Annotated in this window: 15 protein-coding genes; all 15 read left to right on the top strand. The window is 35.1% G+C overall.

Annotated elements, in window-relative coordinates; all coding sequences use genetic code 11:
* Positions 1-85: 85 nt before the first annotated feature.
* Positions 86-2,236 carry an alpha-glucuronidase family glycosyl hydrolase gene (locus tag RC62_RS22510; protein WP_055098636.1) on the top strand — a complete coding sequence of 717 codons (2,151 nt, stop codon included), beginning with the start codon at positions 86-88 and terminating at the stop codon, positions 2,234-2,236.
* Positions 2,237-2,255: 19 nt separating this feature from the next.
* On the top strand, positions 2,256-2,993 hold the full coding sequence (locus tag RC62_RS22505; protein ID WP_055098635.1) for an SDR family NAD(P)-dependent oxidoreductase: 738 nt from the start codon (positions 2,256-2,258) through the stop codon (positions 2,991-2,993).
* Positions 2,994-3,017: 24 nt separating this feature from the next.
* The gene (gene uxuA, locus RC62_RS22500) at positions 3,018-4,181 is read left to right on the top strand and encodes a mannonate dehydratase (protein WP_157472618.1); all 1,164 of its coding nucleotides are present in this window, start codon (positions 3,018-3,020) and stop codon (positions 4,179-4,181) included.
* Between the two features lie 86 nt (positions 4,182-4,267).
* Complete coding sequence (locus RC62_RS22495; RefSeq protein WP_055098633.1) at positions 4,268-6,880, top strand: glycosyl hydrolase 115 family protein; 2,613 nt, start codon at positions 4,268-4,270, stop codon at positions 6,878-6,880.
* Between the two features lie 101 nt (positions 6,881-6,981).
* A complete protein-coding gene (locus RC62_RS22490; RefSeq protein WP_055098632.1) occupies positions 6,982-8,091 on the top strand; it encodes an endo-1,4-beta-xylanase in 1,110 nt (369 codons plus the stop codon).
* Between the two features lie 203 nt (positions 8,092-8,294).
* Positions 8,295-9,728 carry an MFS transporter gene (locus RC62_RS22485; RefSeq protein WP_055098631.1) on the top strand — a complete coding sequence of 478 codons (1,434 nt, stop codon included), beginning with the start codon at positions 8,295-8,297 and terminating at the stop codon, positions 9,726-9,728.
* Between the two features lie 28 nt (positions 9,729-9,756).
* A complete protein-coding gene (locus RC62_RS22480; RefSeq protein WP_055098630.1) occupies positions 9,757-10,791 on the top strand; it encodes a glycoside hydrolase family 43 protein in 1,035 nt (344 codons plus the stop codon).
* A 50-nt stretch (positions 10,792-10,841) separates the two neighbouring features.
* Complete coding sequence (locus RC62_RS22475; protein WP_055098629.1) at positions 10,842-11,555, top strand: NUDIX hydrolase; 714 nt, start codon at positions 10,842-10,844, stop codon at positions 11,553-11,555.
* Positions 11,556-11,778: 223 nt separating this feature from the next.
* A complete protein-coding gene (locus RC62_RS22470; protein WP_055098628.1) occupies positions 11,779-12,789 on the top strand; it encodes a GntR family transcriptional regulator in 1,011 nt (336 codons plus the stop codon).
* Positions 12,790-12,792: 3 nt separating this feature from the next.
* Positions 12,793-14,277: a xylulokinase gene (locus RC62_RS22465; RefSeq protein ID WP_055098627.1), complete on the top strand. Its 1,485-nt coding sequence runs from the start codon at positions 12,793-12,795 to the stop codon at positions 14,275-14,277.
* 4 nt (positions 14,278-14,281) lie between these two features.
* A complete protein-coding gene (xylA, locus tag RC62_RS22460) occupies positions 14,282-15,607 on the top strand; it encodes a xylose isomerase (protein ID WP_055098626.1) in 1,326 nt (441 codons plus the stop codon).
* Positions 15,608-16,360: 753 nt separating this feature from the next.
* Complete coding sequence (locus RC62_RS22455; protein ID WP_055098625.1) at positions 16,361-19,453, top strand: SusC/RagA family TonB-linked outer membrane protein; 3,093 nt, start codon at positions 16,361-16,363, stop codon at positions 19,451-19,453.
* Positions 19,454-19,465: 12 nt separating this feature from the next.
* Complete coding sequence (locus tag RC62_RS22450) at positions 19,466-21,433, top strand: RagB/SusD family nutrient uptake outer membrane protein (RefSeq protein ID WP_082421352.1); 1,968 nt, start codon at positions 19,466-19,468, stop codon at positions 21,431-21,433.
* A 158-nt stretch (positions 21,434-21,591) separates the two neighbouring features.
* Positions 21,592-23,220, top strand: coding sequence for a DUF5597 domain-containing protein (locus RC62_RS22445; RefSeq protein WP_055098624.1), 1,629 nt, complete (start codon positions 21,592-21,594; stop codon positions 23,218-23,220).
* A gap of 178 nt (positions 23,221-23,398) precedes the next feature.
* On the top strand, positions 23,399-25,066 hold a 1,668-nt coding region (locus RC62_RS22440; RefSeq protein ID WP_055098623.1), incomplete at its 3' end, for a sialate O-acetylesterase.

The following is a 25,066-nucleotide window of genomic DNA, read 5'->3' as shown; positions in this document are numbered from 1 at the left end:
TTTTTTGATTTAAAATATTATCAAATATTCTTATTGTAAAGGGGAATATTAAGATTTTGAAATTTAAGAATTAAATTAGATAAATATGACTTCATTAAGATTTGTTTTTTTGTTTGTCTTGATTTCCCTTTACGCTTCTGCTCAAAAGGATTATAAATTATGGCTCCAATATGATAAGATTACAAATCCTCAAGTTGTTCAGGAATATAATTTAGCTATTACGGGAATAGTTGCTTCGGGAAATTCTGAAACGTCAAAGATTTATTTGAATGAAATAGAATCTGCTTTGCATAGTATGTTAGGAAATAAAATTGAAATCAAATCAAAATTAGAAGGTCAAAATAATCTGATCATTGGTTCTCAATCCTCTTTAAATTCAGATATTCAAAAATCTCTGTTATCTGATTTTGAAAAAATAAATGATGAAGGTTTTATTATTAAATCTATTTCAATAAAAAATAAAAAGCAGATTATAATTACCGGAAAAAACGATGTTGCTATTTTGTATGGCGTTTATAATTTTCTGAAGCTCATTCAGACTAATAAATCAATTAAAAACTTAAATATTGTTGATTCCCCAAAAACAAATATCAGAATCTTAAATCATTGGGATAATTTAGACCGAACTGTAGAGCGGGGTTATGCCGGTTTTTCATTATGGAATTGGCAAAAACTTCCTGATTTTATTGATCAAAGATATATTGATTATGCCAGAGCAAATGCTTCAATTGGGATTAACGGTACGGTTTTAACAAATGTAAATGCCAATGCCTTGATATTGACACCACAATATTTAGAGAAAGTTGAGGCTCTAGCGAATGTATTCAGACCATATGGAATAAAAGTATATTTAACGGCGCGTTTCTCGGCATCCATAGAAATTGGAGGTTTAAAAACAGCTGATCCTAAAGATGGTGCTGTAGCAAATTGGTGGAAAGAAAAGGCGAAAGAAATCTATAAAAGGATTCCTGATTTTGGAGGATTTCTGGTAAAAGCAAATTCAGAAGGTCAGCCTGGTCCACAAAATTACGGGCGTGATCATGTTGACGGTGCTAATATGCTTGCTGATGCTTTAGCTCCTTTTGGAGGTGTGATTATGTGGAGGGCTTTTGTGTATTCTGAACATGATGCGAATGATCGTGCCAAACAAGCTTATGCTGAATTTCAGCCGTATGACGGAAAATTTAGGGATAATGTAATTGTTCAGGTTAAAAACGGGGCAATAGATTTTCAGCCCAGAGAACCTTTTCATCCATTATTTGGTGCTATGCCAAAAACGCCTTTAATGATTGAGTTTCAAATTACGCAGGAATATCTTGGATTTAGTGCTCATTTGGTTTATCTGCCTAAATTATTTCAGGAAGTTTTAGCATCAGATACGTATCAAAAAGGCAAAGGTTCTACAGTTGCCAAAGTAGTTGACGGATCTATAAGTCACAGCAAACTTACCGGAATTGCAGGAGTTTCAAATATTGGTAATGATCTTAACTGGACCGGACATCCGTTTGCACAAGCAAATTGGTATGGCTTTGGGAGATTGGCATGGGATCCGTATTTAGATTCAGAAGTTATTGCAAATGAATGGCTGCAATGTACTTTTTCTAACAATGAAAATTTTATTAAACCGGTTAAAGAGATGATGATAAAATCGCGTGAAGCAGTTGTAAATTATATGACACCGTTTGGTTTACATCATATCATGGATACGGGGCATCATTATGGCCCGGGACCTTGGGTAAGTGATTTATCAAGACCAGAATGGAATCCGACTTACTATCATAAAGCAGATAAAAACGGAATTGGTTTTGACAGATCAAAAACCGGAACAAATGCAACGGGTCAATACGCACCAGAAGTAGAAAAGGTTTTTGATAATCTGGGGACTTGTCCGGAAACAGATTTATTATGGTTTCATCATGTTTCCTGGGATTATAAATTAAAAAATGGACAAACACTCTGGAATGGTATGGCATTAAAATATCAGGAAGGTGTAAATCAGGTTCAGGAAATGCAGAATATCTGGAATAAAACAGCAAAATATGTAGACAGCGAACGTTTTAAAGAAGTTCAAATGCTGTTGGAAATTCAGTATAAAGAAGCAAAGTGGTGGCGAGATGCATGTTTGTTGTATTTTCAGCAATATTCAGGTAAGGAGTTGCCGGTAGGAGTAGAGAAGCCAACACAAACATTAGAGTATTTTAAATCATTAAAATTTCCGTTTGCACCAGGAAATTAATAAATATAAATAAAAGAATATGAGTACAAAAACAGCCATTGTAACCGGAGGAAATTCAGGTTTAGGTTTTGCAACCGCAAAAAAATTATGTGAGAACGGAATCAAAACTTATATAATTGGAAGATCAAAAGAAAAAACAGAAGAAGCTTGCAGGGAAATTGGCGAAAATGCGATTCCGGTTTTATATGATTTAAATGATATTGCAGGAATTCCGACAATGATTGAAAATATTGTAAAAAATAACCCAATTGATATTTTGGTCAATAATGCAGGAATCAATCTGAAAAAAGAATTTTCGGACGTAACAGATGAAGATTTTCTATCTGTAATTCATACCAATCTTTTGAGCGTTTTTGCTGTGAGTAGAGAAGTTGTAAAAAACATGAAAGCAAATACGGGCGGAAGTATTGTAAACATCAGTTCGATGGCATCTCAATACGGGATCCCAAAAGTAATTGCGTATTCAGCAAGTAAGGGGGCAATTGAATCCATGACGCGCGCGATGGCAGTAGAATTGGCTCCGTTTGGCATTCGCGTAAACTGTATTGCACCAGGATTCATCAAAACAAAAATGTCTTCGACAGCACTTGATAATGATCCTGAAAGAAAAAATAAAGTGCTTTCCAGAACACCAATGGGATTTTTGGGAGAACCATCTGATATTGCAGATGCCGTTTATTATTTCGCTTTAAGCGAATCAAAATATACAACAGGAACTGTTTTGCCTGTTGATGGCGGAAACAGTATCGGATTTTAATTTAAATCATCGATTATGATAAAAATGCAGCAGACAATGCGATGGTTTGGACCTAAGGATAATGTTACTTTACTTGATATTAAACAAGCCGGAGCAACAGGAATTGTAACGGCTTTGCATCAAATTCCGGTTGGCGATGTTTGGGAAGTTGCTGATATAAAACAAAGACAGCACATAATTGAAGGATCTGGATTGGAGTGGACGGTTGTAGAAAGTCTACCGGTTCACGAAGAAATAAAACGAAGAACCGGAAATTATTTGCAATACATTGAAAACTATAAAACCAGTATAAAGAATTTATCAGATTGCGGTATTAAAATTATCACTTATAATTTCATGCCTATTTTAGACTGGGTGCGAACAAATCATAATTATATAAATCAGGACGGAAGCAAAGCTTTGCTATACAATCAGGATGCTTTTACTTATTTTGATGTTTTTCTTTTGAAAAGACCAAATGCTGAAAACGATTATTCAGAAGTTCAGAAAGAAAATGCTTTGAAATTTGGCCATAAACTTTCTCAAGATGAGAAAGAATTACTTTTTAAAAATGTATTACTGGGACTACCGGGAAGCAAAATTAATTTTACCCAAGAACAAATTCTTTCGGTATTAAATAATTACGCTGATATTGATAATAATAAACTTAGAGAAAATCTTATTTATTTTTTATCAGAAGTGGCTCCATTTGCTTCGGAATATGGTGCAAAATTAGCGATTCATCCGGATGATCCGCCATTTTCGGTTTTAGGTTTACCACGAATCGTTTCTACAGAAGAAGATCTGAAAACCATTCTTGATGCCGTTCCTTTCAATTCAAATGGGTTGTGTTATTGTACCGGTTCTTTAGGTGCAAATCCGGATAATAATCTGGAAAAAATAATTGATGATTTTGGAGACCGGATTCACTTTTTGCATCTTCGAAACACTTTCCGCGAAAGCGAAACTGTTTTTAGGGAATCGGAGCATTTAAAAGGAGATACAAAAATGGAAGTTATTGTTGAGAAAATACTCTTGTTGATGAATAGATTAAAAGTGAGTTTACCTATGCGTCCGGATCATGGTTTTCTTCATGCAGTAGATGAAACAAAAGAAACATATCCTGGTTATTCTCTTGTTGGAAGATTAAAAGGACTTGCAGAATTAAGAGGTTTGGAAATGGGAATTGCGTATAAGTTGAATTTATAAGTTTTCACAGTTAAACCAGTTAGATCTCAGTTGAGTTGGCTTTGTCAAGTTTGAATTGAAGTTAATACTATAAAAATATTTAAATAATGCATTTTATTAAATCTCATATTTTTAAGTTATTTCTAGTGCTTTTCCTAATTGCATTTAGCCCAAATTCATATGCAATAAATCCTGATAAATATGTTGTAAATAAAGCTTCTGCCGAGAATTTTCCTTTAGTTTCAAAAGGAAAAATAGCTTCAGTATTCGTGAGCGAAAAAGATTTTTTAGGAGTTTTGCGAGTTGTAGGGCATTTGGAAAATGATCTTTTTAAAGTTTCAGATTTACATTTAAAAAGGATAAAAAAAATTTCCAAAGCAGAGGATTTCATTATCATTATAGGAACAATTGGTAAAAGTGAAATTATAGATCAATTAGCGCGAGAAGGAAAAATAGATGGTAATGAACTAAAAGGGAAATGGGAAAAATTTACGACTCAGGTTGTGGATAATCCTGTAAAAGGAGTTAAAAAAGCATTAGTAATTGCAGGTTCTGACAAACGCGGAACGATTTACGGGATTTATGATTTATCGTCTCAAATAGGAGTTTCTCCTTGGTATTTCTGGGCAGATGTTCCCGTTCAAAAGCAATCGGAATTGCATGTAATACCCGGAATTCATACAATGGGAGAACCAAAAGTAAAATATCGCGGTATTTTTATAAATGATGAAGCTCCTGCATTATCAGGTTGGGCATTTGAAAAATATGGTGGATTTAATGCTAAATTCTATGATACTGTTTTTGAATTGATCCTGAGAATGAAAGGAAATTATTTGTGGCCATCGATGTGGGGAAGAATGTTTTATGTTGATGATCCTCAAAACGCAGTTCTGGCTGATGAATACGGAATTGTAATGGGAACTTCACATCATGAACCTTTGAGCAGAGCACATGCAGAATGGTCGGCTTTAGGAAAAGGGAAATGGGATTTTAGTACCAATTCTGAGAATTTGATTTCGTTCTGGAAAGAGGGAATGAAGAGAATGGGCGATAAAGAAAGTATTGTAACTGTTGGGATGCGTGGCGATGGTGATGAACCAATGACGCAGGGAACTGCAATTGGGTTGTTAGAAAATATTGTAAATACACAAAGAGATATCATTGCAGAAGTAACTAAAAAGCCTGTTGAAGAAACACCGCAAATGTGGGCACTTTATAAAGAAGTTCAGGATTATTATGATAAAGGAATGCGGGTTCCGGATGATATTACACTTTTGTTATGTGATGACAATTGGGGCAATATCAGGAAATTACCTGAGCTGAATTCAAAACCAAGAAAAGGCGGTTACGGTATTTATTATCATTATGATTATGTTGGAGGGCCAAGAAATTATAAATGGATTAATACCAACCAAATCGAGCGTACCTGGGAGCAAATGGATCTGGCGTATCAATATGGCGTCGATAAAATCTGGATTGTAAATGTGGGTGACATTAAACCAATGGAATTTCCTATTGAGTTTTTTCTGGATATGGCATGGAATCCTGATGCATTTAATGCGGGAAATTTAGCTGAATATTATGTGAATTGGGCAAAAGAAAACTTTGGAAATCAATATCCTGAAGAGATTGCTGAAATCATAAAATTATATACAAAATACAATGCACGCAGAAAACCTGAATTGTTAAATCCTAAAACCTATAGTATTACCAATTATAATGAAGCAGATGGCGTTGTGGCAGAGTATCAAAAACTGGTTGAAAAAGCCAATTCAATTGATAAAAATTTGAAACCAGAATATAAAGATGCTTTTTATCAATTGGTTTTATTTCCTGTTTTAGCAAGTTCAAATTTAAATGAAATGTATGTCGCTGCTGCTAAAAATCAGTTGTATGCAAGTCAGGAAAATGCCATTGCAAATGTGTATGCTGAAAAAGTAAAAAAGTTATTTGAAAGAGACAGTCTGCTCACGAATTATTATCATACGCAATTAGCAAATGGCAAATGGAATCATATGATGTCACAAACGCATATTGGCTATGATAATTGGCAGCAGCCAGATAAAAATGTAATTCCGAGAACAAAAACAATCGAACCTGCAATAAAAGAGGTGATAAAGATTACTGCTGAGGATTTGCCAAAGACTGAAACGTCTATTAATAAAAACAGAGATTTAGATCCTGTTCGGGGTTTTGTTGAGAACAACGGTTACATTTCAATAGAAAGTAAAAATTATTCTAAAGTAATAAATTCGGATGCAGCAAAATGGACCATAATTCCAAATCTTGGTAAAACAGATTCTGGAATAACAATAAAGCCTTCGAATATTAATGCGATTGAAATCTCGGAGAAATCGCCAAGATTAGAATATGATGTTCATTTTTTCAGTAAAGGGAATGTGAAAGTGTATGCCTATTTTTCGCCAACAATAAATTTTAAAATCGGTGACGGCTTGAAATACGGAATTGCGTTTGACGATGAAAAACCGCAGATATTGAACCTCAGCGCAGACTCTTCAGAGAAAGCCTGGTCTGAATCTGTTGCGAACAATATAAAAATAATAACCTCAATGCATACGATTGACAACCCTGGAAACCACGTTTTAAAGATTTACGGAATTGACCCGGCTTTGGTTCTTCAGAAGATTGTAATAGAAACTGAAAAAGGAAAAGTTTTAGACTCGTATTTAGGACCGCCAGAGAGTTTTAGGAACGAATAATTCTGTAATATAACATAAATTAGACCTGACAGGTTTTAAAAACCTGTCAGGTCTCCTTTGAGAAAAACTATGTAAAACTATTATCTATTAAACCAAAAGACATGAAATTTATTAATCCTTATTTTATTGCCGTCACAACGTTGCTGGCTGTGAGTTGTACTTCACAAAAAGAAACTTCTTCATTAAAAGACGTCTACAAAGACGATTTCTACATCGGTACAGCTTTAAGTGCCGATCAAATTGAAGAAAAAGATGCTAAAGAAGATTCGCTGATTTGTAAAGAGTTTAACGCAATTACAGCAGAGAACATCATGAAATCGATGTTTATACACCCGCAAAAGGACAAATATGATTTTGCTTTGGCTGATAAATTTGTGGCTTTTGGAGAAAAAAATAAAATGTTTATTCATGGACATACCTTGATTTGGCACAGTCAATTAGCACCGTGGATGGAAAAGATTAAAGACAGTACAGAAATGAAGGCTTTTATGAAAGATCATATCACGACGATTGTTACTAAATATAAAGGAAGGATCAATTCGTGGGATGTTGTTAATGAAGCTTTAAACGAAGATGGAACGTTGCGAAAATCGGTTTTTTTAAATACCCTTGGTGAACGTTATCTTGTTGATGCTTATAAATTGGCAGCAGCAGCTGACCCAAAAGTAGATTTGTATTATAATGATTATAATCTTGAAGATACGGCAAAAAGAGAAGGTGTAATCAGACTTGTAAAAAAAATAAAAGCTGCCGGAGGAAAAATTGACGGAATAGGAAGTCAGGCACATTGGAAATTGAATAGCCCGTCGATCGAAGAAATTGAGAAAAGTATTTTGGCATATTCGGCTTTGGGAGTTAAAGTTGCTTTTACCGAATTGGATATTACTGTTTTGCCAAATCCATGGGATTTAAAAGGCGCAGATGTAAACCAGAATTTCGAAAATAACGCTAAGATGAACCCATATCCTAAAAGTCTTCCGGATTCTGTTCAGAATAAATTAGCACAGCGTTATGCAGCTATTTTTAAATTATTTCTAAAACACAAGGATAAAATTAGCAGAGTAACTTTTTGGGGAGTTCATGACGGACAATCCTGGCTGAATGACTGGCCGATAAAAGGCAGAACAAATTATCCTTTATTGTTTGATGCAAAGCTGCAGCCTAAAAAAGCATACAATAGTGTAATGGAAATCAAAGCTGTCAAAGAATAATTTTTGTATCAGAAATCAATTCCCTTTATAAATCATACAATCGGTTGTTTCGTTGTTTATTGCTGAAATAAAACTAAGTAAATTTGTATAATATTTTTTTTTAGCTAAATTTACACAACCGATTGTTTAAAATGTAATTCATAATTTTAGATAGAATAAAAAACAAAGAATTCATAACTAACCGCAATAACCACAAACCAATAATGAATTACATTTCTCAAAAATTATCGATTAAAGAAAAAATCGGATACAGCTTAGGCGACTTGGCCGCAAATTTAGTTTTTCAGACGCTGATGACGTATCTGGCTTATTTTTATACGGATATTTACGGATTATCGCCAACTGATTCTTCAATAATAATGCTGGTTGTAGGTCTAATTGCAGCTTTTATTTTTAATCCAATTATTGGAGTCCTCGCAGACAGAACAAGTACAAAATGGGGAAAGTTCAGACCTTGGATTTTAGTGACCGCAATACCATTAGGTGCAATTGCTTTATTAGCTTTTACAACACCTGACTTCTCGTATCAGGGAAAAGTAATTTATGCCGTTGTAACGTATACTTTATTATTGCTTTTTTACGCCAGTAATAATTTGCCGTATTCGGCTTTAAGCGGCGTAATTACAGGTGATATGCGAGAACGAAACAGTTTGTCGTCGTATCGTTTTGTAGCGGTAATGTTTGCACAATTCTTTGTTCAGGTTTTTATGCTCGGGATTATTAAAAGTGCCGGAAATGGAGACAAGGCAATTGGTATCGAAAAAGTAATGACAGCGTTGGCGATTATTGGTACAATTATGCTTTTAATCACCTTTTTGACTACTAAAGAACGTATTATTCCTAAACCGGAACAAAAATCAAGCATAAAAGAAGATTTAAGCGATTTAATGAAAAATAAACCGTGGGTAATTATGTTGAGTTTAACCACATTAGTTTTTATAACTCTCGCAATGAAAGGCGGATCGTATGTGTATTATTTTGAGAATTATGTAAATAAGGAACAATTGGCTCTTTTTATCCATCCCATTCTAAATGTATTATCAAATATAGGATTGAACTATTTTGGGAATGATCCAATATCAGCAGGATTTGGATTGTTTAATGCAGGCGGAATCATCTTTATGATTGTAGGAATCACATTGTCTAAAGGTCTGGCAGATAAGTACGGAAAACGAAACATATTTGGATTATTCCTATTCATTTCGACCTTGTTTATCATGGCGTTTTATTTTTTTCCGCCCACGGCTATTAGTTTGATCTTTTTTTCTCAAATCTTTCACGGATTTTTCTACGGAATAACAATTCCAATTCTTTGGGCAATGATTGCTGATGTTGCAGATTACTCAGAATGGCTCAATAATCGTCGCGCGACAGCAATTATATTTTCGGCAATGATGGCGGGTTTAAAAGCTGGTTTAAGCATTGGAGGCGCTTTAACAACATTGGTTTTAGGATATTTTCATTATATACCCAATTCCTTAACGCAAACAGAGACAGCCATAAACGGTATAAAATTATTGGTAAGTACATTTCCGGCCATTCCTTTTTTAGTTGGGGCTGCGTTATTGTTTTTTTATAAAATCAATAAAAAAATGGAAGTTCAGATCGAAACGGATTTAAAAGAAAGAAGAACTTAATTATTTAAAATATAACATAAAAACGACTATGCCTGAAGATAGTATTGAACAAATTAATTTTGAACAAATTAATAAATTGGCCATTTCCAAGCCTTTAGTTTCGCATATGTATACGGCTGATCCATCAGCACATGTATTCAACGGGAAGATTTATATTTATCCTTCGCATGATATCGATGCCGGGATTCCATTCAACGATAATGGAGATCATTTTGGTATGGAAGATTATCATGTTTTTTCGATGGAAGATATTCAGTCAGAAGTGGTGGATAATGGCGTTGCGTTGCATGTAAATGAAGTTGCATGGGCGGAAAAGCAAATGTGGGCACCTGATGCAGCTTGCAAAAACGGAAAGTATTATTTGTATTTTCCGGCGAAACGTGCCAATGGCATCTTTCAGATTGGTGTTGCGGTAAGCGATTCTCCTGTTGGTCCTTTTTTACCCCAACCAGATGCTATAAAAGGAAGTTATAGTATTGATCCTGCCGTTTTTGAGGATGAAGATGGGAAACATTATATTTATTTTGGCGGAATTTGGGGCGGACAACTTCAAAAATACCGAAATAATATATACAATTCTGATTATAAAGAACCTACTGGTGCAGAACCGGCTTTAGGTCCTATAGTTGCCTTGTTAAGAGATGATATGTTAGAATTTGCCGAAGATCCTAAAGAGATCAAAATCCTGGACGAAAAAGGAGCAGTTTTACTGGCAAACGATAATGATCGCCGTTTTTTTGAAGCTTCGTGGGTACACAAATATGATGACAAATATTATTTCTCGTATTCTACCGGAGATACTCATTTTATTTGTTACGCAATAGGCGATAATCCGTATGGGCCTTTTACATATCAGGGGCGAATTTTAAATCCTGTTGTAGGCTGGACTTCGCATCATTCTATTTGTAAAGTCGATAATGAATGGTATTTGTTTTATCACGATTCGAGCTTGTCAAAAGGAGTAACGCATTTACGAAGCATGAAGGTAACTAAAATTGATTACCTCGAAGATGGTACAATCGTTACTATAGATCCGTATGGTATACGAAGAAAAATAGAGTAAGATTTCTGTTTGTTGAAAATAATAGTAATAGGTTTTAAATTTTATTTTCTATGGAAAAAGGAGATGAAAATAGCAAAAATACCGCCAATCAATATAGCACTAACAGAATAGAAATTGATTGTGTGATCTTTAATTTTGAAGGTGAAAGTTTAAAGGTCTTGCTGGTAAAACAAAAAGACAATCACGGAAACATAAATTGGGAGCTTGCTAATGATTGCATAAAAAAAGGGGAAACGATATCAGGAACGGCACAAAATATTCTGAAAAAATATATTGGTGTTGATAATTTTTTTCTGGAGCAATTGAAAGCTTTTGGCTATCCATCTCCATCATCGTCTTATGAAGATATTTCGATAGGATATTATGCCATGGTAAAAACAGAGGATAAAGATTTAGAAAATAATGTTTTCAGCCCGGATGTAGAGTGGGTAAGCGTTAACGAAATTTCTGGTTTGAACGCTAAACACAAAGTAATATTAGATTATAGCTTAAAAGAGTTGCGACAGAATATTTGCAAAAGTGCCATAGGATTTAATTTGTTGCCAGAGAAATTTACCTTGCTGCAAGTCATGCATCTTTATGAAGAAATTCTTGGAATTGAAATCAATAAATCTAATTTTAGAAGAAAGATCTTGCAAATGAATTTAGTACACGATTCAAACCAGAAAGAAGAAGCTGTTTCGCACCGGGCAGCAAAATTTTACAGTCTCAATATGCAGCAACACGAAATGTTATCAAGCAGGGAGATTAATTTTAATTTTTGATAATATATCTTTTAATAGTAGGTGTTGCGTGAGGGATAGAAGTGAAAAGCCCACAGCCTGACGAAGGAAGTGCGAGGACTTGCAGCGAATAGCCCGACCCGGAGGGACACGCCCAAATTATTTTTTAAAATTAGAATAAGTTTAAAATCGTAACATTTTTAGCATAAATAGTGGTTTTTTATAAAAGACGAATCCTTATTTTAGCATACCAGAACAGAACAGTATGATAAGCGAAAATATAGAGAAATTTGTTTTTACAATAAATCATGAAAGTGATATTCCGAAATACCAGCAATTGGTCAACGGAATCAATAATGCAATTGCAGAAAATATTTTGCAAAAAGGCGATTTGTTGCCCTCTGTAAATAGTATTTGCAAAACGAATCAGTTGTCGAGAGACACGGTTTTTAAGGCTTATTCTATTTTAAAGGATCAAAAAGTTGTGGATTCGGTGCCTAATAAAGGATATTATGTATTGGGAGAAACCAGAAAAGTGCTTTTGGTTCTGGATACTTTCAAAGCATATAAAGAGGTTTTATATCATTCGTTTGTAAATAATCTGGCTGATAATGTGATTACAGATGTGCAGTTTCATCATTATAATATTGATGTTTTTAAAACAATCATCAATAATAGTGTAGGAAAGTATTATAAATACGTGGTCATGAATTTTGACCATAAAGAAGTATTGCCCACTTTATCGACAATTGCAAATGATAAATTATTACTGATTGATTGGAATATTCAGGCTGAAAAGCAAAATAATTATGTTTTTCAGGATTTTGGCAAAGCATTTTATGAGTCTTTAGAAAAGGCGCAAGATTTGTTTAAAAAGTATAAAAGCATTCATTTTGTTTATCCGGATTATACCAATCATCCTAAAGAAACATTAGAATATTTTAAGAAGTTTTGTGTCGATTTTCAATTCGAATATGAAGTAATTACGAATGCAAAAAAGTTTAATATCGAAAAAGGAATTGCTTATATCAGTGTGAGCGATAGAATTTTAGGTCATTTTTTAGAGCAATGCAAAGAGAAAGATCTGGAACCCGGAACAGATGTTGGTTTTTTGTCTTACAATGAAACGCCAATGAAGAAATTTATATATAAAGGAATTTCAGTTGTTTCGACTGATTTTAAGGAATTAGGAACAAAAGCAGCGGCATTTATTACGCACGATGAGGTTGTGCAGCGTTATGTGTCTACAAATTTAATTTTAAGAGAATCATTATAAGTTATGTATTATATAGGATATGATATTGGAAGTTCTTCTGTAAAAGTCGCCTTAGTGGAAGCTGAAACAGGAAAAAAAATAATTGTTTTGAATGAGCCTCAAAACGAAATGGAGATTGTGTCCCTGCATGCAGATTGGGCAGAACAAGATCCTGAAATTTGGTGGCAGCACATTTGCACGGGAACTAAAAGGGCGATTCGTGAAGCCAACATCGAAGCATCTAAAATTCAGGGAATAGGAATTTCGTACCAAATGCACGGATTGGTTATTGTGGATAAAGACGGAAATGCGCTTAGAAATTCGATTATTTGGTGTGACAGCCGTGCGGTTGAAATAGGAAACACTGCTTTCGCCGAAATTGGAGCAGAAAAGTGTATGCAGCATTTGCTGAATTCACCTGGAAATTTTACTGCTTCGAAACTGAAGTGGGTAAAAGAAAATGAGCCTGAAATCTATCAGCAGGTTTATAAATACATGTTACCGGGAGATTATATTGCGTATAAATTGACAGGAAATATTACAACCACAAAAAACGGTTTGTCTGAAGGAATGCTTTGGGATTATAAAGAAAACAAAGTCGCAAACTGGCTGTTAGACTATTATGGAATTGATCAGTCATTGACGCCGGATATTGTTGAGAATTTTACCAATCAGGGAATTTTAAACGAAAAAGGATCAAAAGAATCCGGACTTCCTGTGGGCATTCCGGTAGTTTACAGGGCGGGAGATCAACCCAATAATGCATTATCATTAAATGTACTGAATCCGGGCGAAGTTGCTGCTACAGGCGGAACTTCGGGTGTTTTTTATGCGGTTGGTGAATTGTCTTCAGGAAAAAGTACAAGGGTTAACAATTTTGTACATGTGAATTATGAACTTGAAACTCCACGAATTGGGAAGTTGTTAAACATCAACGGTGCCGGAATTCAGTATCGCTGGCTCCGAAATAATATGGGAGATGAAAGTTATGAGTCGATGAACCGCAAAGCTTCAAAAATCGACATAGGTTCAGATGGAGTAGTTGTGATTCCGTTTGGGAATGGCGCTGAGCGTATGTTCAACAATAAAAACATAGGAACACACTTTTTAAACCTCAACTTAAATATCCACAATAATGCGCATTTGTTCAGAGCTTCTCTCGAAGGAATTGCTTTTTCGTTTGTATACGGAATGGAATGTCTAAAAGAGGATAATGCAACTATTAATGTCATCAGGGCCGGAAATGATAATTTATTCCGTTCAGAGATTTTCTCGAATACTGTGGCGACATTAATTGGACATGAAATCGAGATTTATAATACAACAGGCGCAGTTGGAGCTGCCAGGGCAGTAGGTTTAAAAGACGGCGATTACGATAAATTTGGTTCGGGTATTACGACAAACGATCACGTGATGACTTTTTTACCGCTAAAAAACAAAGAACCGTATGAGAAGGCATACCAAAAATGGAAACAAGAATTAGAATTTATATTAACACATAAAAAATAAAGAAATGATAGTTTTAGGAAATAAAGAATACTACAAAGGTATTGGTGAGATAAAATTTGAAGGAAAGGAATCGGATAATCCGTTAGCATTTAAATATTACAATCCGGATCAGGTTGTAGCAGGAAAAACAATGCGCGAACATTTTAGATTTGCTATCGCGTACTGGCATACATTCTGCGGACAAGGAAGTGACCCGTTTGGTCCGGGAACTCAAAATTTTGCCTGGGACCAATCATCAGATCCTGTTCAGGCTGCCAAAGATAAAGCCGATGCAGCCTTTGAATTTATCAGCAAAATGGGATTTGATTATTTCTGTTTTCACGATTATGATTTAATTGCCGAAGGACCAACTTTTGCAGAATCTGAAAAACGTTTGGCAACGATTACCGAATATTTAAAACAGAAAAAGGCCGAATCAGGAATTAAGTTACTTTGGGGAACCTCAAACTGTTTTTCGAATCCAAGATTTATGAACGGAGCAGCTACAAATCCTGATTTTAATGTTGTGGCAAGAGCAGGAGGACAAGTAAAATTGGCGCTTGATGCCACTATTGCTTTAGAAGGAGAAAACTATGTATTCTGGGGCGGACGTGAAGGTTATATGTCTTTATTAAATACAGATATGGGAAGAGAACTGGATCATATGGCGCAATTTTTAACCATGTCAAGAGATTATGCAAGAGCGCAGGGATTTAAAGGAACTTTCTTTATTGAACCAAAACCTATGGAACCATCAAAACACCAATACGATTTTGACTCGGCAACAGCAATTGGATTTTTGCGTGAATATGGTTTAGACAAAGATTTCAAAATTAATATTGAGGTCAATCACGCAACATTGGCACAGCACACTTTTCAGCATGAACTAGAAGTAGCTGCAAAAGCCGGAATGTTAGGAAGTATTGATGCAAACAGAGGAGATTACCAAAACGGTTGGGATACAGACCAGTTTCCTAATAACATTCAGGAAACTACAGAAGCGATGTTGGTTTTCCTGAAAGCGGGAGGATTGCAAGGCGGAGGAGTAAATTTTGATGCTAAAATCAGAAGAAATTCAACAGATCCTGAAGATGTTTTCCTGGCACACATTGGCGGAGCTGATACTTTTGCAAGAGCATTATTGACTGCTGATAAAATAATTACTTCTTCTCCTTATGAAAAATTAAGAAAAGAAAGATACAGCTCATTCGACTCCGGAAAAGGAAAAGATTTCGCTGACGGAAAATTAAGTTTGAAAGACTTGTACGCAATTGCAAATGAAAATGGAGAATTGAACCTGCAAAGCGGAAAACAGGAATTATTTGAAAATATCATTAATCAATATATTTAACCAATACAAATACTTAACAGGTTTTGAAAACTTGTTACGTCCGTTTGAAATTTCATATAGAAGAAATTATAATCAATACTATAATGATATAGTTATAGAGCGTTAATTTTTTGCATTATTTATAGAAGATTTGAATTCCTAAATTATAACAATCAAAATTTATATGATGCTATAAATAATGACCAGTAAGGCTGCATTTTTTGTAACCAAATAAAAAGTCCTTTCAATTCGTTTTGAAAGGACTTTTTTTGGTTTACAAGCAACCGATTGCCTGTTTGGGGCCTTTATTAGAAATTTGAATGTTTTACAGGTAAAATGTTGCAATTCAGAAATATAAAAAGGTTTATTCTTATTTATTTGATGTTTTAGCTAATATTTTAGCCAATTTTTGTAATTAGATTTTGATTAAAACCATTTTTGAACAAAAAAATATTTGATTTTAAGCTTTTTATCGTTTTTTTAAGATATAAGATAAAATGATCTCATATCTCTAACGTTTTCGTAACTAAGGATGTCTATTTTGCGATATTTTTAATATTTTATAGTTTTAAATAAACATTGCGTTTTTTTTAAGTAGTATTTTTTAATAATTCGGAAAAAAAATTAACGCAACCGATTGTGTGTTATTGTTTTTTATATATATTTGTTTAATAAAGACTTACAAAACGTTCCTGCACAGGTATAGAATATAGTTTATAAGTCTTCAGATAAAAACTAACTAACCATACTATTAACTAATTAAACCAATTGTTTATGACTAACTTTTTGATTAAAAAAAGCAAATCAAAGATCTTAAGATTTTTGGGGTTTCTAACTTTATTGTTTCTATTCTCCTGGAATACAAATGCACAAACCACAGTATCTGGTATTATATCTGATGCGAGTGGTCCAATACCCGGAGCAAATGTTAATATAAAGGGCACGAAAACAGGTGTTGTTACCGGATTTGATGGAAATTATACAATAACAAATGTTCCTTCGAATGGTGTTTTGGTCTTTAGCTTTCTGGGGTTAACAACCAGAGAAGTATCTGTTGATGGTAAAACTAAAATTAATATAGTATTACAGGAAAATTCTAATGCATTGCAGGAAGTTGTAGTTATCGGTTACGGTGCACAACGCAAGGAAGCGGTCACGGGTTCTGTGGCATCTATAAAAGGAGATGTTCTTAGAGAAGTACCTTCGGCAAATGTTACGCAGGCGCTTCAGGGGCGTTTGGCAGGAGTTGAAATGACACAGACTTCTACAAAACCCGGCGCTACAATGCAGGTTCGAATTCGTGGTACAAGATCGTTAACAGCTGGAAATGACCCATTAGTGGTTCTGGACGGAATTCCTTTTTCAGGAACATTAGCAGATATAAGTCCTGATGACATAAAAAGTATAGATATTTTAAAAGATGCTTCGGCAACGGCTATATATGGTTCAAGAGGTGCAAATGGTGTAATATTGGTTACCAGTAATAAAGGAACAAAAGGTCAAAAAGCCCAGATAGCTTATAATACGTATACAGGATATAAAAATGCAGTGAAATATCCTATGATGAAAGGACCAAAATATGTAGAGTTTCGTAAACTCGCAGGTAAAAACCTGGTAAATGGTATCGATGAATCTAATGATGTAGATACAGACTGGCAGGATTTGTTTTATAGAACTGGTATTGTTACAAGTCATGATATAGCAGTTACAGGTGGAAGTGAAAAAGGAAATTACAATTTTGGGGCTAATTATTATAAAGATCAGGCCGTTATACCGGGATCAGAATACAATCGTTATTCAATTCGTGCCGGTCTTGATCAGGAACTGGGATTACTTCGTATTGGTTTTTCTTCTAATAATAATTATAGCATAACAGATGGGGCAAGTATAGGAATGTATGGTGTTCTTAGTATGTCGCCAATTGCGAATCCTTATAATCCAGATGGCTCGCTGAAAAGAACAGTTAGAATGCCTCAGGATGAAAACTGGGTTTATACAAGAGAAAGCATGAAAAATCTGGGCGACAAATTTGTTGATCGCAACAAAGCTTTTGGTACTTATAATTCAGCTTATGCCGAGTTAAAAATTCCGGCTATAGAGGGGTTAAAAGCCAGAGTTAATATTGGAGGAAATTTGCGTACAACCAATACAGGCAATTATACCGGAATTGGGGTCTTTAATTCTAATATTAATAATCCTAACGTAGCCTCAATAGGAAATTCTCTAAGTACAAGCTGGACCATAGAAAGCTTGCTAAACTATGATCATACTTTTGGACAAAAACATAAAGTAAGTGCGCTGGCTATGTATTCAGCAGAGCAAACAACATATAACAGCTCATCGATTTCCAGAAGAAATATTGCAGGCGACAGTTTTCAGTACTTTAACCTTGGTCAGACTTCTACAGGTGATAATAACGATATTACAATCAATAATAATAATCAAATTTATACCCAAAGCGGTCTTATGTCTTACATGGTCAGAGGGATGTATTCTTATGCAGATCGCTACATGATAAGTGCCACTTACAGATCAGATGCATCATCAAGACTCGCACCATCAAATCAATGGCACAGTTATCCGGCTATATCAGCTGGATGGAATATTCAGAAAGAATCCTTTATGAATACTGTTTCCTGGGTTAATTCATTAAAATTGCGCGCAGGTTATGGTCAGACTTCAAACCAGTCAGTTGCTCCTTATGCGACATTAGGAAACTTAAGTACCAGACCCTATAATTTTGGAGATACGAATGCAACCGGATATTATGTTTCGACATTACCTAATCCGGACCTTGGTTGGGAATATTCTATAACAACAAACTACGCACTTGATTTTGCCTTTTTAAAAAATCGTTTATCCGGTACTATAGAATATTATACTACAGATACTAAAGATCTTTTGCTAAGCGTAAACCTGCCTGTGACTTCAGGAGTAAGCAGTTATGTAGGCAATGTAGGATCTACTCAGAATAAAGGTTATGAATTTTCATTAAATGGGGTAATCCTGGATAATTATAACGGATGGACCTGGGAAGCTGGAGCAAATATATACAGTAATAAAAATAAACTGGTATCCTTGGCTTCAGGAACAACCGAAGATAAAAACAATTGGTGGTTTGTTGGTAAACCTATTAATGTAATTTATGATTATAAAAAAGTTGGAATCTGGCAGACTGATGCTGAAGCCAAACAATATGAAGGACCGGCAGGAGCAGCAGGAATGATTAGAGTACAATATACCGGAGAGTATAATGCTGATGGTACACCCAAAAGATTAATTGGTGCTGATGACAGACAGGTTATGAATGCAGATCCTGATTTTCAGGGTGGTTTTAATACCAGAGTCGCATACAAGGGATTTGATCTGTCGATAGTAGGAATTTTTCAAAGCGGAGGTATACTGAATAGTACACTTTATGGTTCTAATGGATATCTTAATATCAATGACGGACGAAGAGGGCAGATAGATGTTGATTACTGGACGCCAACTAATACCGGGGCACAATTTCCGTTACCGGGAGGCCCAACAGAAAGTAATAATCCAAAATATGGTTCAACATTAGGGTATTTTGACGGATCTTATGTAAAACTTAAAACCATTACTTTAGGATATAATCTTCAAAAAGACTGGATCAAAACCGCCGGTATGGAAAGATTGAGACTTTACTGTACTGTTCAGAACCCATGGGTGATATATTCACCTTATCATAAACTATCAGGCCTAGATCCGGAAACGAATTCATATGCAAATGACGGTACTAATATGGCTGTCGCATATTCAGGAAATTTAAGCCGCTTGCTTACAGTGGGATACAATACTCCGCAGTCTACTAATTTTATATTAGGGCTAAACGTAACATTCTAAAAAACAGAAAAAATGAAAAAACAGATTAAAATGAAAAAATATATAAGCGCAGCACTACTTTCATTAGTTCTTTTCAGCTGTTCTAATGATATCTTAGATGAAAAACCACGGGCTATTTTTACACCGGATTATTTCTCAACACCAGAAGGGGTAATGGGAGGAGTAACTTCTATGTACGGACATTTACGCTATATGTATGGTAATGGATACTTTTTGAATGTAGGACAGATAGCAACAGATGAATCAACATGGGGACAGAATTCAGATGGAAATGTCAAAAACCTGGATTATTCAGGAGTGGGGATCATAGATCCTTCAACAAGTAATACAAGCGCAGTCTGGAATAATGCTTTCCCAAATATTAATACTGCCAGCGGTGTTATTGAAAACGGAATGGCGATTGGATCTATTTCACCTGCCCTTATCGCAGAAGCCAGATTTTTTCGTGCTTTTGATTACTTTCTACTTGTGCAAACTTATGGTGGTGTACCGCTAGATCTGGGTGCAGGAGAATTAAAATTTAATTCGTCGACAATGCGATCTTCTGTTCGAAATACTGTTCCTGAAGTTTATAGTAAAGCCATTTTTCCTGATCTAAAAAAAGCTGTTGAAGACTTACCTGTAACAGGGCGTGTTACTGGTGGTTTAACCAAAACGGCGGCAAGACTTTTTTTAGCAAAGGCCTATCTTACTTTTGGGTGGTGGCTGCAAAATCCAAAAGGGATCCCTACTTATCCTGCATCAGATAGAAAAGATCTGGACGGACACGATGCTGCCTGGTATTTTCAACAGGCATATGACACTGCAGTAGCAGCGATAAATGATCCGGGACCATTTGGTTTGCAAGCGACATTCTACGATGTAAATGTGGCTACAAAAGACAGAAATAAAGAAATGTTATTATATGCAGATCATACACAATCCAGCTCAACGTATAACGGAGGTGATCTTAGTTATAGCGGTGGAGGTTTTAGTACAGATTATTTTGCCGGCTGGTTTGGTCAGTTTAACTATACAGGTGTTAGAAGTTCCTCCAGTAAAACAAGCTGGGCGGCGGTAAGTTCAGTTCAGCGGGAAGCTTCGCAACCTTTGGGGCGTCCATGGACAATGCTGGCACCTCCAATTGAAGTATTTAAAAAAACCTTTGCAGATAAAACAAATGATTCCCGCTATGACGGAACATTTACAACAGCCTATCGTGGCAATTGGGCTAAAGCCGGAATTACTTCGTCTACTTTATACAATGCAAATTATTTACCAATAGCAAATGGAGACGCAGTATTAACTTTTCTGGATACTGATGTGTCCGGTATAGATTATTCAAACACTGTTTATAACAGTTCTGTAGGAGCAGGTGTATTACCGGGAAGAGCAGATTTTGTAATTGAACCAAGTTATTTCTCCCGAATATGTTATCCCGGAAATTGGAAACTTGGACCTTACCGTACAGATAACGGTACAGGTTTAGGATCGCCAAATGGCAGCAGCACACGTCCTTTTGCTGTGGCAAAATTCTCTGAGTTATATTTTATAGCAGCTGAAGCAGCCGTAAAAGGCGCTACTGTTCAGGGAGGTAAAAGTGCAAGAGATCTTATTAATGTTATTCGTGCAAGAGCAGGAAAATGGAATTTTAATAATAAAGCAAATACTGCTGTCGCTCAGGATAATAGTGCCGTTATGATTGCCGCTACTCCGGCAATTATAGATATTGATTATATTCTTGCTGAACGTTCCCGCGAATATTTTGGCGAAGGTTATCGCTGGTATGATTTAACACGTACGCAAAATTGGATAGAATATGGCGGTGCATTTACCATTGCCGGTGCAACAAACCCTAATGATTGGAAAGATCACTCTGTAAAAACGTTTACACGTACCATAACAGCAAAGGATTATCTGCGCCCTATACCAACGACTCAGCTTGACGGTATGGAGATGTCAGCAGGCGATAAAGCCGCTTATCAAAATCCCGGATATTAATAAAATAAGATAAAACCGAAGAGTTTAAAAACTTTCAGCATCGTTTATTTTAGTAAGTTTAAGTAATAAATGTTCTTTTTGAGTTTGTTTGCAAAAAGCCGGATTTCAATTCGGCTTTTTGTTATTAAAGAGATTGTTTCGAATTAAAAAAAAATATAATGGTTGGATCAATAAAAAGTATTTTTATCGTAATTGGGGTATTTGCAATGCAATTAGGCTTTAGCCAAAATAACATACCAAACCTTCATAAAAAAGGAAATAAGACACAATTAATCGTCAATGAAAAACCTTTTATTATACTTGGCGGAGAGCTGGGAAATTCTTCGGCAACAACCATGGAAAGTATGGAGCCTATTTGGACCAAATTGACAGATATGAATCTAAATACCGTATTAACGCCCATTTATTGGGAATTAATAGAAAAAGAGGAAGGTAAATTTGATTTCTCATTGGTTGATGATTTAATTCTGAGAGCCCGAAAAGAAAATCTGAAATTAGTCTTACTGTGGTTTGGATCCTGGAAAAACAGTATGTCAAGCCATGCTCCGGAATGGGTAAAATTAAATCAGAAAAAATATCCAAGAATTAAAGATGATAAAGGCAAAAGTCATGAAATATTAACGCCATTTAGCGAAAACAATTTACAGGCAGACTTAAATGCCTTTCAGAAACTAATGGCTCATATTAAAGAATTCGATCAAAAGAACCAAACTGTCATTATGTTACAGGTCGAGAATGAAATAGGAATGTTGCCAACAGCCAGAGATTATCATCCTTTGGCAAATGATGCTTTCAAAAAAGAAGTTCCGGCAGAGTTACTACAATACATGCAAAAAAATAAAGCGAAATTAGTTCCTGAGTTTTTAGAAATCTGGAAAACAAATGGTTTTAAAACTTCGGGCAATTGGGAACAAATTTTTGGGAAAGGACTCAATACCGATGAGATTTTTATGGCGTGGTATTTTTCCAAATTCACCAATAAAATAGCCAAAGCAGGAAAAGACAGTTATGCCATTCCTATGTTTGTAAATGCAGCTTTGAATGCGCCAGAAAAAAAGCCTGGAGAATACCCAAGCGCAGGTCCGTTGCCGCATGTAATGGATGTATGGAAAGCCGCTGGAACTGCTATAGATTTTCTGTCGCCTGATTTTTATAATCCATCATTTAAACACTGGAATGATTTATTTACCCGTCAGGGTGATCCGTTATTTATACCGGAACATCGTTTCGATGCCAGCGCACCATTCAAAGGATTATATGCAATTGGGCATTATGAAGCAATGGGTTTTTCGCCTTTTTCTATTGAATCTGTTTCTGATGCCAAAAAAGAACCACTCAGTAAAATTTATGATTTAGTTAAACAGCTAACCCCAGTTATCGAATCCAATAAAGGTCAGGGTAAAATTGACGGCGTTTTATTAGATAAGGAAAATCAGTTGCAGATTATTACATTAGGGAACTATGAGTTTACGTTTAAACATGATTACACTTTAAATTGGTCAGATGGTGCTAAAGAAGAAAAATGGCCAACGTCAAGTGCGATTATTATAGAAATAGGAAAAGATGAGTTTTATATCGCCGGATCTGGAATTGTAGTTACTTTTAAGCCATTGAAAGATAAAAATCTTACTGCAGGTATTTTGAAAACCGATCTGGGAAAATTCGAAAATGAAATCTGGAGAACCATTAGACATTTTAATGGAGATCAAACCCATCAGGGAAGACATTTAAGGATTTCAGCGGGGGATTATGAAATTCAAAAACTGAAATTATATACCTATGAATAATATATCCTAAGAGGTTAAAAAAAACTGTTAGGTATTAAAGCCTAAAAAAGTTAGCCACAAATTACACCAATTTCACGAATTAATATTTAATAAAAAAGCAACACAAAAAAATTAGTGTAATTCGTAGTAAAAAAATAAGTTCTAAATCCAAACAATCATTGCAGTAAAGAACATAAAAATGAAAAAAATAATAACACTAATTATCTTATTTATAGGCATTTGTACAACTGCACAAATAAAATTACCGCGTTTAATTAGTGACGGTATGATTTTGCAGCGCGATACGAAAGTAAGAATTTGGGGTTGGGCTTCTGCCAAAGAAAAAATCGAACTTACTTTTAATCATAAAACATATAAAACTGTTACAACCAAAGAGGGGAGATGGACGATTGTACTTCCATCTCAAAAAGCCGGCGGTCCTTACGAAATGACTTTACAGGGCAATAATAAAATTATATTAAAGAATATTCTTTTTGGAGACGTTTGGGTGTGTTCCGGACAATCTAATATGGAGCTCCCAATGGATCGCCTTAAAGATAAATACAAAGAAGTTATTGCTAAAGCGGAGAATCCAAACATCAGGCAGTTTTTGGTTCCGGATCAATATTATTTTGCCAATGAAAAAGAAGATTTTATTTCAGGAGAATGGATTTCGGCAAATCCTTTAAGTGTTTTGCAATTTTCTGGAGTTGCTTATTTCTTTGCTTTAGAAATCTATGAAAAATATAAAATTCCGATAGGGTTGATAAACTCAGCTTTAGGAGGTTCTCCGGCAGAATCGTGGATCAGTGAAGAAAGTATTAAGAAATTTTCCGATTATTATAAGGAATATTTAAAATATAAAGACGGAACACTCGAAAAACAAATCGAAGAAAATGATCAAAAAGTAAGTAATGATTGGTACAAATTAGCCAATAATACGGATGAAGGTTTAAAAAATAACTGGAGAAGTGCTGATCTGGATGATCTTGATTGGAAAACAATGAATATCCCGGGTTATTGGGCAGACAACGAATTAGGAAATACTAATGGAGTGGTCTGGTTCAGGAAAGAATTTGTTCTTCCAAAAGTAAAAGACGATAAAGTAAAACTTATTTTAGGCAGAATTGTAGATGCTGATTCAGTTTATGTAAATGGTAATTTTGTGGGTACAACTTCATATCAATATCCTCCAAGGATTTATAATTTTAATACAACGATTTTAAAAGAAGGAAAAAATGAAATCTCTGTTCGTATTATTAATAACTCAGGAAAAGGAGGATTTGTTATTGACAAACCGTACCAATTAATTTCAGGAAACGACACACTTGATTTAAAAGGATTGTGGAAATATAAATTAGGAACAAAAATGTTGCCTTTGCCTTGGCCAACTTTTGTGCGATGGAAACCTGTTGGCTTGTATAACGCTATGATTGCGCCATTAAAAAATTATTCCATAAAGGGTGTATTATGGTATCAGGGAGAATCCAGCACTAAAAAGCCATCAGAATATTTTACGTTAATGGAAACTCTAATTGCAAATTGGCGCGCTCAATGGCAGCAAGAAAAATTACCGTTTTTAATTGTTCAATTAACTAATTTCATGGAGCCAAAATCTGAACCAGCCGAAAGCAATTGGGCAGCATTAAGGCAGCAGCAATTAAATGTTTTAAAAATACCCAATACAGGACTTGCGGTCACCATAGATTTAGGAGAATGGAATGATATTCATCCTTTAAATAAATATGATGTTGGTAAAAGACTCGCTCTCCAAGCCAGAAAGATCGTATATGGCGAGAAGAATCTAGTCGCTTCCGGTCCGCTTTTTAAATCAATGGAACAAAAAGAAAACAAACTAATTCTGAGA

The organism is Flavobacterium aquidurense (assembly GCF_001404985.1).
GTDB classification, from domain to species: Bacteria; Bacteroidota; Bacteroidia; order Flavobacteriales; family Flavobacteriaceae; genus Flavobacterium; species Flavobacterium aquidurense_B.
The sequence above is the reverse complement of the archived record's forward strand: the minus strand, read 5'-3'. Positions and strand labels throughout refer to the sequence as shown.

Coding starts and splice junctions, on each gene's coding strand:
- RC62_RS22510 (WP_055098636.1), top strand. CDS start 86: ATGACTTCATTAAGATTTGTTTTTTTGTTTGTCTTGATTTCCCTTTAC.
- RC62_RS22505 (WP_055098635.1), top strand. CDS start 2,256: ATGAGTACAAAAACAGCCATTGTAACCGGAGGAAATTCAGGTTTAGGT.
- uxuA (WP_157472618.1), top strand. CDS start 3,018: ATGCAGCAGACAATGCGATGGTTTGGACCTAAGGATAATGTTACTTTA.
- RC62_RS22495 (WP_055098633.1), top strand. CDS start 4,268: ATGCATTTTATTAAATCTCATATTTTTAAGTTATTTCTAGTGCTTTTC.
- RC62_RS22490 (WP_055098632.1), top strand. CDS start 6,982: ATGAAATTTATTAATCCTTATTTTATTGCCGTCACAACGTTGCTGGCT.
- RC62_RS22485 (WP_055098631.1), top strand. CDS start 8,295: ATGAATTACATTTCTCAAAAATTATCGATTAAAGAAAAAATCGGATAC.
- RC62_RS22480 (WP_055098630.1), top strand. CDS start 9,757: ATGCCTGAAGATAGTATTGAACAAATTAATTTTGAACAAATTAATAAA.
- RC62_RS22475 (WP_055098629.1), top strand. CDS start 10,842: ATGGAAAAAGGAGATGAAAATAGCAAAAATACCGCCAATCAATATAGC.
- RC62_RS22470 (WP_055098628.1), top strand. CDS start 11,779: ATGATAAGCGAAAATATAGAGAAATTTGTTTTTACAATAAATCATGAA.
- RC62_RS22465 (WP_055098627.1), top strand. CDS start 12,793: ATGTATTATATAGGATATGATATTGGAAGTTCTTCTGTAAAAGTCGCC.
- xylA (WP_055098626.1), top strand. CDS start 14,282: ATGATAGTTTTAGGAAATAAAGAATACTACAAAGGTATTGGTGAGATA.
- RC62_RS22455 (WP_055098625.1), top strand. CDS start 16,361: ATGACTAACTTTTTGATTAAAAAAAGCAAATCAAAGATCTTAAGATTT.
- RC62_RS22450 (WP_082421352.1), top strand. CDS start 19,466: ATGAAAAAACAGATTAAAATGAAAAAATATATAAGCGCAGCACTACTT.
- RC62_RS22445 (WP_055098624.1), top strand. CDS start 21,592: ATGGTTGGATCAATAAAAAGTATTTTTATCGTAATTGGGGTATTTGCA.